Here is a 14,013-nt window from a genome sequence, read left to right as displayed (position 1 = left end):
GTGGTGGGCGGGAGTCTTCCCGTAAGGGAAGGCTGGGAAAAGGATAGGCGGGGGCGGGTGCCGCCCCTGAGGTCCTCTCGCGCGGCCGTGGGCCTGCCACTAGCCTGCGCAACGGGCAGGTGGGACCACGGGGGCGTGGGGGGAACGGGGGAACGGGGATGTCATGGGTGATGGAGTGACCCGGATCGCACGGATCGAGATGCCCGACGGGACACCGGTGTGGGCCCGGATCTCGGGGGCCGAGGAGCTGGAGGCGCCGGCCGGCGGGCTGTCGTACACGGACACGGGGTTCGGTGAGCGGATCGAGGCACAGGTCGAGAGCCTGCAGTCGGTGATCACCAGCGTCGCGCGCTCACTGGCCGCACCGCTGCGCGCCGTCCGTCCCGACGAGGTCAGCGTCGAGTTCGGCATCGAGCTGACGGCGAAGGCCGGCAAGGTGATCGGCCTCCTCGCGGACGGCGAGGCCAAGGCCGGTCTCACGGTGACCCTCACCTGGAACGGCGGCCCACCGGACCTCGACTCGGTCGACGGGGGCGGAGGCGGACCGGTCATCGACCCGGTCGACGGAGCCGACGACGGACCGGACCTCGCCCCGACGGACGGGAGTGCCGGTTCGCCGCGCGCCGTCCCAGGGGGCGCGCCCCCCGGCGCCCCGGCGCACGGTGTCGGTGGGGACGCGGCGCTTGGGGGCCGGGGATGACGGACGGGCACGCCCCAGGCGCATCGGGCGGGCTCGGGAACGCTCACCGTGCGCTGCGTGATCTCGTCATGGCGGCGACGGTCCGCATCCATCGGGCGGGGGCCGGGTATGACCTGGACGAACCCGGCACGTTCCTCGGGAGCGGGTTCTTTGTCGCTCCCAACTGGGTTCTCACCTGCGCGCATGTGGCACGGAGCGGGGAGGGGGGCGAGGTCACCGTGGTGTACGAGACCGGGCCGGGACGCGGTACGTCCGCTGTCGCCGGTGAGGTGGCGACGTCTCTCCCGGAGCACGTCGAGCGTGCCGTACGGGGCAGTTGGCCGGCCCCGGACCTGGCGCTCGTGCGGCTGCGCGAGCCCGTCGACCACGACTGCTCCTATGTCACCGAGCGTCCGGCCGCGTACTACGGGGAGGCGAGAGTCTTCTACTCGGGATGGTCCGTGGTGGGCGGGGAGCTGACCCGTCTGAACGGCACCTGCACGGTGCAGGGCACCCTCGGTGGCTGGTCCGCGGACGAGCAGATACGGCTGGGCGGCGATGTGCTGCCGCCGGGCGTCTCGGGCGGGCCGGTGGTCGATCCCGTGAGCGGTGCGGTCGTCGGCGTACTGAAGTCGCAGGCGGACCGCGGGCTCGGCGGCACCTCCACGGGCGTGGAGCAGCTGCGTTCCCTGGCCGTGCCCGCTGAAGAGGTGCGGGCCGAGCACGACGACCTCTACCAGGCCGTCTTCCACGCCCATGACAGATACCACCGGGACCGGCAGCGCCACCCCGACAACGACCGCAGCACCTGGGCCGACGTGCAGAACCAGCTGGGTGCACGACCGGGCCGCGCCCTCGACCCCGACGAGCGGACCCAGTTGCTCGGCCGGCTCGCCGATCTGCCGCCGCCGGTCAGCACCCGCGCCCTGCTGGACATCCTCGAATCCCTCCTCGGCGGCCGGGCCGCGATCCCGCACCCGGCGCCGCGCGGCTGGCGCGACGGACTGGGCGCGCTGTACGAGAGCCCCCGCCAGGACGGCGCGCTGGAACTCGTCCTGGACTACGCGATGCGGGTGCTGTCCGCGGAGCGCCCCTTCGTCACGCCCGGCACCCAGAGCGCGGAGCGGTCGCTGTGGGAGTGGGTGCGGCAGACCGCGGAGGGCCGCGCGGGTCCCGAGTACCGCCGCCGCCTCGGCCGGCAGCGGATCGAGCGGCTCCAGGCGCCGCAGCGTGAGCCGTTCCCTTCGGAAGCACAGCCGGCGCACGACTCGGCGCACGCGACGGCACACGCCGCCCACGGTGCGCCCCACCCCTTCGCCCTCGTCGAACTGGTGCAGCTGGGCTGGGAACCGGACCGCTGCGACTGGCGGGTCTCCGTGAGCCGGCCGACCGGCGAGGTGGTGCGCTTCGGCGACGGCGAGCGCACCCCGCTGACCGGCCTGCCGGGTGCCCTCGCGGCGCCCCTCGCCGAGGCGTTCCGCGAGTGCGACGAACCCGGACGGCCCGCCGTCCTCCAGGTCGCGCTGCCGCATCCGCTGCTCGGACTGGACGTCGACGCCTGGAAGTTCGGGCCGGACGAGCCACCGCTCGGCGCCCGCAGGCCCGTCGTCGTGCGCTGCGCCGACCGGGACCAGTTGCCCGACGCGGACCGGCTCTCCGACGGTGACGATCGCCCTTCACCCGGCGGGGGGCAGGTTCCCGTGGAGGAGGAGCACGACGCGCACGACGGACGCGAGGCCCGCTGGCACTTCATCCACGCGTACGGCGCGAGGGCCGAAGTCCTGGACTGCGAGGACGGGTTGCGGGTACCCGTGCCACCCGCGGGGTCACTGCGCGACCTGTCGCACAGAACGGTTCCGGTGCTCTGCCGCTACGGCGACCAGCGTTTCGAGGACGATCCGGTGGCGCTCGTACGGATCGTGCACGGAGGCTTCGGCGTCGCGCTCTGGCGGCGCTGGCGGGGCCAGACGGACGCCGTCTGCGGCGAGTTCCACCGGCGGGCGGGTGACACCGTCGCGGGCGCGGGCAGCGCGGAGCGGCTCCCCGAGCTCGTCCACGCGTTGCGGGCGGGCCTGCGCGCGGGAAAGCCAGAGACCTTCTGGGCCAAGGGAATTGCCCTGTTCTACGACGATCCACGCCAGCCCTTGCCGGGGACCGGAGACCTGTTGGAGGCGCCATGACCGGAGGATCCGGCACCCCGCCGTACAGAGCCCGTACGAGGTGGCCCCGCCGGGCCCGTACGGCATGGCCGAGCAGGGCCGGGACCACGTGGCCGAACACGGCCGTACGGCGCCCAACTGGGCTGCCATGACCTCGCACTTGGCTCTATCGAGGCCCCCCGAGGGTCGATACCGTGATGCACGTTCGACGGCTGCCGTGGTGGACGAGTGACGACGAGGACTGGGCAATGACCGAATCCAGCGAGTGGCTCATCTACCGGGGCGCCGGTGAACCCCACGACGGCATAGACCGCCTCCCGGACCCGCCTCCGTGGCGCGATTTCGCGAGCCGGGCCGAGGCCGCGGCCGGGACGAACGGTGACGGTTCCGAGGACCGCAGGCTGGGCGCGCACCGGCACCTGGCCGAACTGCACCGGCCGGGCGCCGAGGAACTCGAGATGATCAACGCGGCGCTCTATCTGCGCCGGCCCCTCCTCGTCACCGGCAGTCCGGGCGCGGGCAAGAGCACGCTCGCGCATTCCGTGGCGTACGAACTGGGTCTGGGCAATGTGCTGCGGTGGCCGATCGTCAGCCGGTCCACACTCCAGGACGGGCTGTACCACTACGACGCGATCGCCCGGCTCCAGGACGTGCAGATCGCCGCGCCGCAGGGCGCCGACCCGGCCACCCCCGGGGCCCCCGGCTCCGTCGAGGGCATCGGCAGCTACATCCGCCTCGGCCCCCTCGGAACCGCGCTGCTGGCGTCCGACACCCCGCGTGTGCTGCTCATCGACGAGCTGGACAAGAGTGACATCGACCTGCCGAACGACCTTCTCAACGTGCTGGAGGAGGGCGAGTTCGCGATCCCCGAGCTGGAGCGCGTCGCCGACCGGCTGCCGGACGGCGAGGCCGAGGTGCTCACCGCCGACGGCACCAAGGCGCGGGTGCGGGACGGCCGGGTGCGCTGCCGCGCCTTCCCGTTCGTGGTGCTCACCAGCAACGGCGAGCGCGACTTTCCCGCCCCCCTCATGCGCCGCTGCATCCACCTGGAACTCGGCCGCCCGGATCACAAACGTCTCGCCACCTTCGTACGCGCCCACCTCGGCGACGAGGCCGCGCGGGCCGGAGACGATCTCATCACCCACTTCCTGGAACGCTCCCGCAGCGAACTAGTGGCCGCCGACCAGCTGTTGAACGCCATCTACCTCACCGACGCGGCAGCCCCGCCAAGTCGCGACCGTCTCGCGGACCTGCTCATCCAGCGACTCGACCGCCCGAGGTGAACCGCTGATGCCTGACGCAGCGGCGCGCCACGGGCCCGTCCCTCCGATACCGACCGGAAGCGGGTCGACACCTTCCGGACCTTCCGGGCCCTCCGGATCCTCCGGGCCTTCCGGCGGCGACCCGATCGCCGAACTCGTCGTCCGGCTGCGGCGGATCGGGCTCGACCCCGACGCCGAGCAGCTGTGCGACACCCTCTGGCTGGCCCGCTGGACCCGTCCGCCGGACGCCGGTGACGTGCAGGAGGGAGCCGTCCCGTCGCCCGGCGCGCTGCCCGCCGGTCGCGACCCGGTCGCCGATCGGCCGGACACCCAGGACACGGTTGCCGTCCCGCCCGGCGACCGGCCGGAGCCCGAGCAGGGTGCGGGCGCGGACCGCCGTGTCGCGCTGTACCCCGTACCGCTGGACGGCGGGGCGCGCACGCGTGGGTACGGCCGGGCCACGGCGCTGCCGATCGGGGTGCCCGCCGCGCCCGCGTTCCCCGCGCCGCTCGAACTCCAGCGCGCCTTACGGCCGTTGCAGGGCTACCGGACCGCCGCCCCGCCCCTGCGGACGGTCCTCGACGAGACGGCGACCGCGGAGCTGAGCGCCCGGGCGGGCGGTCTCGTGCTGCCGGTGTTCCGCGGGGTGACCCGGGCCGACGCCGCGCTCCAGCTGGTGATGGACGCCTCCTCGTCGATGCGGGTGTGGGACCGGATGTTCGCCGAACTGGAGCAGGTCTTCGGCCAGTTGGGTGCCTTCTGGGACATCCAGGTCAGCCATCTGCACCCCGGCCCGGACGGCGCGCCGGCCGTCAGCCGCAGTCCGGAGCCGCACGCGGCCCCGCTGCACTCCGCGGACCGGCTGAGCGACCCCACGGGCCGCCGGATCACCGTTCTGGTCAGCGACTGCGCGGGCCCGCTGTGGCACAGCGGCCACGCCCACCGGCTGCTCCACCACCTGTCCCGGCAGGGCCCCGCCGCCGTACTCCAGCCGCTGCCGCAGCGCATGTGGAACCGCACCCGACTCCCCGTCTCGTACGGCGAGTTGACGCGCGGCGAGGCGCTCGCGGGCGCCGCCACGCTGAAGGTCCGGCTGCCGGCGGGCGCCCCGCCGGAGGCCCGCGAAGGCGCGCTCCCGGTGCCCGTACTGCCTCCGGAGCCCGCCGCGCTCGGCGCCTGGGCGCGGCTGCTGTCCGGTGCCGGCGCCGGTCCCGTCGCCGGAGCGGTCGGCTGGGTGCGCGCGAACCACGCGCCCGCCCGGGCGGCCCGCCCCGGACGCACACTGTCCGCGCTCGAACTGGTCAGCCGGTTCCGCTCCAACGCCTCCCAGACCGCCGGACGACTCGCCGGCTATGTCGCGGCGGCGCCGCTCAGCCTGCCCGTGATGCAGCTGGTGCAGCGGACCATGCTGCCCGACTCCGGACCCTCCGAACTGGCCGAGGTGCTGCTCAGCGGCCTGGTCTCGCGGGCCAAGGAAGAGGAGTACGGGGCGGACGGCGCCCAGTGGTACGAGTTCGCGCCCGGCGTGCAGGAGGCGCTGCTGTCGCCGCTGGGACGGGACGAGGCCATGCTCGTCCTCAAGCACTGTTCCGAGTACATCGAGAACCGCTTCGGCAAGGGCGGCCCCAACTTCCCGGCCCTGGCGCTCGCGCAGCTCGGCGAGGGCGGTTCCGGGCGGCCGTACGCGCCCGGTGACGGATACCAGAGCGGGCACGGAGACAACGGGGACAACGGCGGCGGCACCCTCGTGCCGCAGCCCTTCGCCGAGGTCGCCGCACGGGTATTGGAGCGCTTCATGCCATTGCCGGAACAGTTCGCGCTGTACGGCGGCCGGGGTCGGACGGACCTCGTCGACGACCGCCCGACCCACACCGCGGTGATCCGGGCCCGCTCCCTGGTCGGCCAGTTCGACACCGACGGCATGGTGCAGGACCTCATCGACGCCGTACAGCTGCTGCGCGGCGCCACCGAACACGAACGACCCGCCGGGGCCGACCCCGAACTCTGGGCCGAGTACGCCACCAGCCTGCTGCGGCTGTGGGAGGTACAGGGCGGCCCGGAGCTGCTGCGGGAGGCGGAGGCGGCCGCCGAGCGAGCCGTCGCGCACCCCAGGGCGCTGCGTGAACGGGCCGCGCTGGCAAGGGTGTTGCACTCCGCCGCCATCGACCGCAGGCGCCGCGGCGACAAGCGCGGCGCGCTCGACCTCCTGCAGCGCGCCGACCGCGAGTACGCGGTGGCCTGCGCGGCGACCGAACTGGAGACCGAGGAAGCACTCGGGCTCACCCTGGAGCGGGTGCGCGCGCTGGAGACACAGTGGCGGCTCGGCGGCGACAGCGCGCTGCTCCAGAGCGCGGTCGGCATGCTGGAGGCATTCGCCGACGCCTGGCCCGAACGGAGCCAGCGCCCGCCCGAACTCCCGCTGGCCCACGGCCGCGTACTGCTGCACCTGTCGGGAGACACCGCCGACGACGAACAGGCCCGGCTGTACGCGGAGCAGGGCGCGCACTCCCTGCGCGACGCCCTCGACCCGGGCCCCGGCCATGTGCTCCCCCTCGCGGGCGAACCCTCCCGCGCCCGCGTCCGCATCCTCCTCGACCTCATCGACGCGCTCCTGAAGTCCGGCGGCGCCCTCGACGACGCCCAGGCACGCGTCGACGAGGCACTGGGCCTGACCCGTGAACAGGGCCTGCGTGCCTCGCTGTTGGTGCGCGCGGGCCGCATCAGGGTGGCGCGGTACGCCGAGTCGGGCGACCCGGGTGAACTGCGGGCCGCCGCCGAGCACTTCGAGCACGCCGCCCGAGGTGTGCCCAGGGACGCCCCCGCGCACGCGGACGTCCTCGCCGAGTGGGGCGAAGTGCTGCTGCGCCGCGCCGTGCTCGACACCGGACCCGGTGCACGCGACTCGCTCTCCCGGGCCATCCGGGTGCTGCGCGACTGCCGTACGGAGACTCCTGCGGGCAGCGCCCACCTCGCCCGCCGCCTGCTGCTGCTCGGCCGGGCCCTGATGCTGCGCCACCGCGACCGGGGCGACCGCGTCGATCTGCGCGAGGCCGAACACCTCCTCGGCCTCGCGGCCCAGGAGGCCGGTGAACCGCTGATGGCCGCGCGCTGCTGGCTGGAGCTCGGGCAGGCCCATTTCGAGGCGTACCAGAGCCTGGGCCGCCCCGCGCGCCTCGACGAGGCCGTCGACGCCTTCCGCGCCGCGGCGGAGTCGGCCCGCGATGCCGAGGAGGTCGCCGAGACCGACCGGCGGCGCCAGGAGGCCATGGAGTTGGGCGCGCAGGCGCACCACTGGCGGGGTATGTCCTACGAGGCGGCCGCGCGCCCGCGCGCCGCACGCGAGGCGTACCGGGCTGCCCGGGCCGAGTGGTCGAGGCTGCCCGACGGCGCGGTGGCCACGGGTGAGCCGACCGCCCGGCAGACCGCCCAGCGGCTGGCCGAGCTGGAGTGACCGGAGTGAGCGAAGGAGGGGGAAAGCATGGGCGTACAGAGTGATCTGCCGGGTTCCGGGGAGGAGCTGCCGGAGTTGCCCGATCTGCTGTCGCTGGATCTGGCGGACCTGAGGACGGTTCAACACCCGGTGCTGGCCGAGGTGTTGGCCGAGCTGACGGAGCGGGCCGGGCAACCGAGCGAGATGCTCTGGGGGTTCAACAACGCGTTCTGAGGCGCCTCTCGGTGAGGAACAAACGTACTCAAACGGAGCCCGCGGGGCGGTGGTTCCGGTCTGCCTTGTGGTTGAACCGGACAAGTTCGATTGGGCGGCGTTTGCGTCCGGTCCCCTTCAGGGAATGCGGCCCCGTACGGGTCAGGGGGTCGTGGCGCGGGCCGTACCGTGGGATCACGGGCCGTACATCATGGGGGTGGCCTGAGTGTCTGAAGAGGTGACCTCCGGGGCTTCGGGTTCGACTTCGGTGGGTTCGGCGGGTTTTCCGGGTTCTGTGAGGGCGGCGGCAGCTTTCAATTCGGTGGTTTCCGCGATGCCGACGACGGCTCCGGTGATGCCGACGGCTTCAGGGGTGTCTGCGGCGTCCGTGGCGTCTGCGACATCTCCGGTGTCTGCGGATTCCGCCCCCTCCGTCCCTTCCATATCGGCGGTGCGCGAACTCCCGTTCCCCTTCCGGCAGTTCATCGTCAAGATGCACGGCCGCTGCAACCTCGCCTGCACCTACTGCTACCTGTACGAGGGCCCCGACCACACCTGGCGCGCGCGCCCCGCCGCCGCCCCGCCGGCCGTCCTGGCCCGCACCGCGTCCCGTATCGGCGAGCACGCGCGCGCCCACGGGCTCACGGCGATCTCCCTGGTCCTGCACGGCGGCGAGCCCCTGCTCGCGGGCGCGGACACGCTCGCGAGCTTCACCGATCTCGTCCGCGACGAGGTCCCCGCCTCCTGCACGGTCCACGCCACCGTCCAGACCAACGCCACCCTCCTCACCGAGGAGCGGCTCGCCGTCCTGGCCAGGCACGGCATCCGCGTCGGCATCAGCCTCGACGGCGGCCTGTCCGCGCACAACACGCGGCGCGCCGACCACGCAGGACGCCCGTCCTGGCCCGCCGCCTCACGCGGCACGCGCCTGATCGCCGACCGATTTCCGGGGACGTACGCCGGAATCCTCACGGTCGTGGACCCCGGGACCGACCCCGTCGAGCTGTACGAGTCCCTGCTCGACCTGCGGCCACCGGCCATCGACCTGCTGCTGCCGCACGGCAACTGGTCGGCGCCGCCGCCGGGTTGGGATTCCTCGGGTGCCCCGTACGGGGACTGGCTGTGCGCCGTCTTCGACCGCTGGTGGGACGCCGGGCGACGGGAGACCCGCGTGCGGCTCTTCGAGGAGTGTGTCGCCCTGCTGCTCGGGCTGCCCGCCGCGACCGAGTCGCTGGGCCTCGCGCCCTTCGACGCTGTGGTGGTGGAGACCGACGGGTCGATCGAGCAGGTCGACTCGCTCAAGTCCGCCTACGAGGGCGCCGCGCGGACCGGCCTCGACGTCTTCCGCCACACCTTCGACGCGGCGCTGCGCCACCCGGGCGTGGCCGCACGACAGGCGGGCGCCGCCGCGCTGGCCGCGGGCTGCCGGGCCTGCCCTCTGCTCTCCGTCTGCGGCGGCGGCAACTACGCGCACCGCTACCGCGCCGGACAGGGCTTCACCAACCCCTCGGTCTACTGCGCCGACCTCGAGCGCTTCATCCGCCATGTGGCGCGGCGGCTCGCCGGGCTTGTGCCCGTCTCCGCATCTTCCGAAGGACCCGAAGGAGACACCCCGTGATCCTGCCGGTGGTCCCGGAGAGGGCCCTGCTGGAACTCGGCCGCACCGAAGGCGGCCCCGACACCCTGCGGCTCCTCGTACGCGATCAGCACACCCGACGCCTGCTCCTGCTCCGCGCGGTACTCGACGCCGCCGAGGTGGCCGACGCGGGGGTGTGTTCCGCGGGCGCGCGGGGGCGGCTGCTGGAGGACTGGGCCCTGCTGGAGGAGGCGGAGCGGACGGTCGCGCCTTCGGCTTCGGCGAGGGTGGGAGCGGAGGCGGGGACGTACGGGCCCGTACGCGCCGGCCTCCTCCACCCGTTCATCGGTCCCTGGGCCCGCCACTGCCTGCGTGGGCTCGGCGCGGCAGGCGGGCCGCGTGCCGAGCGGGACACGCGTGAACTGAACCGTGACCTCGGCTACTTCGGAGCGCTCGCCGCAGTGGCCGCCGCCCGGTCCGGCGTGCCCTTCGAGGTACGGCTGACCGCCCGTGACGGAGTGCTCACGCTGCCCTCGCTCGGGTCGCTGCGCACGAACGTGCCCGGGGACACCCAGGTCCGAGTGGTCCACCGCCGCCAACGCCTGACACTCGGTCAAGTGGGCGAGGCGGACATCGTCGTACACCTCCAGAGCGGTATCGGCGCGTGGTCCTGCGCCGCCGCCTGGACCCCCGCGTACGCGTTGCCCGGTCTGCTGTCCGACTCCGATCCCGTACCGCTGGACGACCTCGACCCGTACCGCACCGTGCGCGGCGGCCCCCGCCACCACGCGCTGAGCGGTCCCGTCACCCTCGACGACGCCGAACGCAAACGGTGGCTGCACGCCTGGTCGGGCACGGCGTCCGCCCTCGGGCCCGGTGGCGAGCACCGACTCGCGGAGACACTGAGCCTGCTGCGCTGTCTGGTCCCGCTTTCCGCGCCGCCCGGCTCGGAACCCGGCGGCCGCCCCGGTGGCAGCTGCAGCGGCACCCGGCGTGAGGCCTTCGGCGCCGTCCTCAGCACCACCCCGCCCACACCCACCACCTTCGCGGCCACCCTCGTGCACGAACTGCAGCACACCAAACTCTCTGCCCTCTGCGACATGCTGACGCTTCATCGCGCCGGTCCGCAGGCACGCTACTTCGCTCCCTGGCGCCCCGACCCACGCCCGTACGACGGTCTCCTCCAGGGCGCCTACTCCCACCTCGCGCTGGCCGACTTCTTCCAGCGCCACGCCCTCGCCACCGCCCACCCGGCCCACCGGGACTCCGCGTGGGCCCAGCACGCCCGCTATCAGGAGCAGGTCAGAGCCGTACTGCCGATCCTCGTCGGATCGGCCGATCTCACCGCACAGGGACGCCAGTTCGTCGATCAAATGGTCGCGGTGCACGAACGGCTCGCCGGGCGTCCGGCGCCCCGCGGCCAGGCCGCCAGGGCAGCCGCGTACGTCAAAGCGGCGCGCGCCCTGTGGACACAACGGCATGCGCCCGCCGAATGAAGCGCCATTCACCCGCCGAATGTCCCGCTTCCCGGACGCAGGCCGATCTTTGCGCCAAGATCGGCACTTGGAAGGGACCGCGGTGCGAGTGAAAGTCCGTCAGCGCCTATCGCCGGGCCGCCCCGACGTTCTAAAATCGCGCGGGAAGGCCCGTGCGGGGAGGCCACTGCATGTCTGGAGCGCGTACGCCGGTCGGGCCAACCGAGAGGGAGGCCGCGAAGCAGACCATCACCATCAGCTTCGCCGGTTTCAACCGGGCCTGGGCGGCCTGGATCGGGGACCGTCTGGAGCGGCGTGGTCATCGCGTCGTGTACCAGCGCTGGGACTCACCGGCCGAAGTACCTCTTGTGGATCTGCTGCGCGACCTCACACTCGCCAAGGGCCGGATCCTGATCGTCGTCAGTGAGTGGTATTTCCAGCTCGGCCCGCGCACCCACGACGAGTGGAACACGGCACTGCGGGAGATCGTCGCGCCCGACCCGACTCGATTCGCGGCCGTCTCGGTCACCACGAGCCAGCTGCCGTCCGCCACCACCGTGCTCGGCGCGGTAGAGCTGAACAACATGGGCGCAGAAGAGGCCGAGCGCCGTGTCATGGACCGCCTCGACCTGCCCGCCGACCCCGTCCCGGAGTCCGCGGAGGGCGCCCGCCAGGGCCCGCGCTTCCCTGCGGCCATGCCCGAGGTATGGGGTGGCGTACCGCGCCGCAACACCCGCTTCACCGGCCGCGAGCCGCTCCTGAACGACGCCTACCACCTCCTCCAAGGCGCCGAGCCGGGCGCGGGCGTCGTCACCTTGCACGGCATGTCGGGCGTGGGCAAGACCCAGCTCGCGGCCGAGTACGTGTACCGCTTCGGTTCCGAGTACGACGTGGTCTGGTGGGTCAACGCGGAGAAGCGGGTCACCTACCGGCGCCGACTCGCCGAACTGGCACCGCAGTTGGGTCTGTCCACGGGCGCCGAGTACGGCGAACGGTTGCGTGCCGTACGTGACTCGCTGCGCCGGGGCGACCCGTACGGGCGCTGGCTGCTGATCCTGGACGGCGCGGACGAGCCGGACCAGATCTGGGACCTGCTGCCGAACGGCCCCGGCCACGTCCTCATCACCTCCCGGAACCCGGAGTGGACCGAGCACAACAGCAAACTGCTGGAGGTGCCCGTCTACGAGCGGTACGAATCCGTGGCGTTCATCCGCCGCCGCGCGCCCCGGCTGACCGAGCCCGAGGCCGACCTGCTGGCGCACGCTCTGGAAGACCTGCCTCTTCTCCTTGACCAGACGGCCGGCTGGCTCAACGACTCGGACCTGTCCGTACGGGAGTACATCGCTCTGCTGGAGGGCGGCATCGACCAGGACGTCGTGAAGGTCTCCGCGGACTTCCCCCTCGCTTTCCAGACCGCCTGGTCGATACTGCTGAACAAGCTGAAGGACACCGTCCCGGAGTCCGTCGACCTGCTCCGCTTGTGCACCTTCTTCGCGCCCGGCTTCATTCCTGTACGTCTCCTGAAGGAGATGCCGCACGACGACCTGCCCGAACAGATCGCAGGCCTCGTCAACGACCCGCTCCTGTGGAACAAGGCGATCAACCAGCTGCGCCAGTACTCGGTGGTCCGTTTGGAGTCCCACGAGGCGACCCTCGACGAGGCCGTCTCCTCCGGCGAGTCCCTCTACCTGCACCGCATGGTCCACCAGATCGTCCACAAGGACATGCCGGACCAGGACCGCAAGGAGTTCACCGACGTCGTACGGCGCGCCCTGGCGGCGGCGGATCCACGGCGGCCGACGGACCCCGACCTGTGGAGTGGATACGCGGAGATCGTCCCGCACCTGAAATACGCGGACGTACTGCAGACCGACGATCCGAACGTCCAGCGTTTGGTCTTCAACTGCCTGCGCTACATGTACTTCTCCGGCGAGTACGCGGCGGGCATCAAGCTCGGTGAACGGGCAATGGACGCCTGGCGCCAGCTCCTCGGCGAGACGCATCCCCGGGTGTGGGAACTCACCTACCACTACACCAACTTGCTGCGAGCGGTGGGCGACTACGGTCGTACCGAAGCCATCGCCCGCGCCGCCGTGGAACATCTGCGGGAGGAGCGGGGGGCGCAGGATCTGGAGTACCTGCGCGCGGTTGGCGGGCTGGCCGCCGACCTGAGGGGGCTCGCGCGCTATGACGAAGCGCTGGAGGTCGGTGAATGGAGCCTCACGGCCTACCGGGAGCTTCTCGGCGAGCAGGACTCCCGCACCCTGAACGCGCAGAACAACCTGGGTGTTTCGCTGAGGCTGCTCGGCCGCTACGACGCGGCCCTGGACATGGATCGGCGGACGCTGGAAGCGCGTCGGCAGTTGTTGCGTGCGCGGCATCCCTGGACCATGTATTCCGAGCTCTCCTACGCGATTGACCTGCGACTTCTCGGCAGATATGCCGAGGCCGAATCGATTCAGGTGAAGAACGTGCGCGAGCACCGGCTCGTGATGGGTCACGACAATCCACAGACGCTGCTCGCCGAGCACAATCTCGCGCTGTGCCTCTATCGCAGCGGGGAGCGGGACACGGCGAGGCAGCTCTTCGCCCGGGTGCTGGAACGCGGTGAACGCGTACTGGGCGAGATGAACCCGTGGTTCCTGGTGTTCGCCGTCAGTCAGAGCTGTTTCGCGCGGGAGCACGGTGACATCGACCAGGCCCGGGAGGTCAGTGAGTCCGTCGTGGCCCGGTACGAGGTGATGCTCACCGACGGGCACCCCTTCCTCGCCGGAGCCCGCGCCAACCAGGCGCTGATCCTGCGCAATGTGGGCGAGCGGGACCACGCACACGCGCTGCTCGAACAGGCGCTGGCCGAAATGACCGAGGCCGTCGGCGAGAACCACCCCTGGAGTCTCGGCTGCGCCATCAACGCCGCCTCGCTGCGCAACCTCGTCGGCGACACCGAGTCGGCGGCTTCGCTCACCCGGGACACGGCCACCCGGGCCATCGAGGTCCTGGGCCGCACCCACCCCCTGACCCTGTCGGCCCGCATCGCTCACGCCGCGGACCTACGCGGACTGAGGGAACGCCGCCAGGCCGAGAAGGTCGAGCAAGAGGCCCTCACCGACCTCGAACAGACCTTGGGCGCCCAGCACATCCACACCATCTCGGCCCGTTCCCGCAACCGCCCCTTCTGGGACTTCGAACCCCAGACGACCTGACGCGCGGTGGTAAGAC

Annotated in this window: 8 protein-coding genes; all 8 read left to right on the top strand. The window is 72.4% G+C overall.

Features of this window, described 5'->3' with window-relative positions:
* The first annotated feature begins 163 nt into the window (after positions 1-163).
* The 8 genes from OG246_RS00935 (at position 164) to fxsT (ending at position 13,997) form a co-directional block, all read left to right on the top strand.
* On the top strand, positions 164-700 hold the full coding sequence (locus tag OG246_RS00935; RefSeq protein ID WP_266454392.1) for a CU044_2847 family protein: 537 nt from the start codon (positions 164-166) through the stop codon (positions 698-700).
* A 68-nt stretch (positions 701-768) separates the two neighbouring features.
* The gene (locus tag OG246_RS00930) at positions 769-2,859 is read left to right on the top strand and encodes a trypsin-like peptidase domain-containing protein (protein WP_266454389.1); all 2,091 of its coding nucleotides are present in this window, start codon (positions 769-771) and stop codon (positions 2,857-2,859) included.
* A gap of 227 nt (positions 2,860-3,086) precedes the next feature.
* Positions 3,087-4,121, top strand: coding sequence for a MoxR family ATPase (locus tag OG246_RS00925; RefSeq protein WP_266454386.1), 1,035 nt, complete (start codon positions 3,087-3,089; stop codon positions 4,119-4,121).
* Between the two features lie 7 nt (positions 4,122-4,128).
* A complete protein-coding gene (locus OG246_RS00920; RefSeq protein WP_266454383.1) occupies positions 4,129-7,551 on the top strand; it encodes an SAV_2336 N-terminal domain-related protein in 3,423 nt (1,140 codons plus the stop codon).
* A gap of 27 nt (positions 7,552-7,578) precedes the next feature.
* Complete coding sequence (gene fxsA / locus OG246_RS00915; protein WP_266454380.1) at positions 7,579-7,764, top strand: FxSxx-COOH cyclophane-containing RiPP peptide; 186 nt, start codon at positions 7,579-7,581, stop codon at positions 7,762-7,764.
* Positions 7,765-8,194: 430 nt separating this feature from the next.
* Entirely contained in the window at positions 8,195-9,361 is a 1,167-nt protein-coding gene (locus OG246_RS00910) for an FxsB family cyclophane-forming radical SAM/SPASM peptide maturase (RefSeq protein ID WP_323178269.1), read from the top strand.
* The gene (locus OG246_RS00905) at positions 9,361-10,815 is read left to right on the top strand and encodes an HEXXH motif-containing putative peptide modification protein (RefSeq protein ID WP_266463741.1); all 1,455 of its coding nucleotides are present in this window, start codon (positions 9,361-9,363) and stop codon (positions 10,813-10,815) included. Before OG246_RS00910 ends, OG246_RS00905 begins: the two co-directional genes overlap by 1 nt.
* Positions 10,816-10,985: 170 nt before the next feature.
* Complete coding sequence (fxsT, locus tag OG246_RS00900; protein ID WP_266454375.1) at positions 10,986-13,997, top strand: FxSxx-COOH system tetratricopeptide repeat protein; 3,012 nt, start codon at positions 10,986-10,988, stop codon at positions 13,995-13,997.
* The last annotated feature ends 16 nt before the right edge of the window (positions 13,998-14,013 follow it).

Origin of the sequence: Streptomyces sp. NBC_00620, assembly GCF_026341825.1 — a bacterium.
GTDB lineage: Bacteria > Actinomycetota > Actinomycetes > Streptomycetales > Streptomycetaceae > Streptomyces.
This window is presented reverse-complemented; position numbering and strand designations above follow the sequence as displayed.

Excerpts from the sequence above, each read along its gene's own strand:
- fxsA (WP_266454380.1), top strand. The coding sequence starts at position 7,579 with ATGGGCGTACAGAGTGATCTGCCGGGTTCCGGGGAGGAGCTGCCGGAG.
- OG246_RS00920 (WP_266454383.1), top strand. The coding sequence starts at position 4,129 with ATGCCTGACGCAGCGGCGCGCCACGGGCCCGTCCCTCCGATACCGACC.
- OG246_RS00925 (WP_266454386.1), top strand. The coding sequence starts at position 3,087 with ATGACCGAATCCAGCGAGTGGCTCATCTACCGGGGCGCCGGTGAACCC.
- OG246_RS00930 (WP_266454389.1), top strand. The coding sequence starts at position 769 with ATGGCGGCGACGGTCCGCATCCATCGGGCGGGGGCCGGGTATGACCTG.
- fxsT (WP_266454375.1), top strand. The coding sequence starts at position 10,986 with ATGTCTGGAGCGCGTACGCCGGTCGGGCCAACCGAGAGGGAGGCCGCG.
- OG246_RS00935 (WP_266454392.1), top strand. The coding sequence starts at position 164 with ATGGGTGATGGAGTGACCCGGATCGCACGGATCGAGATGCCCGACGGG.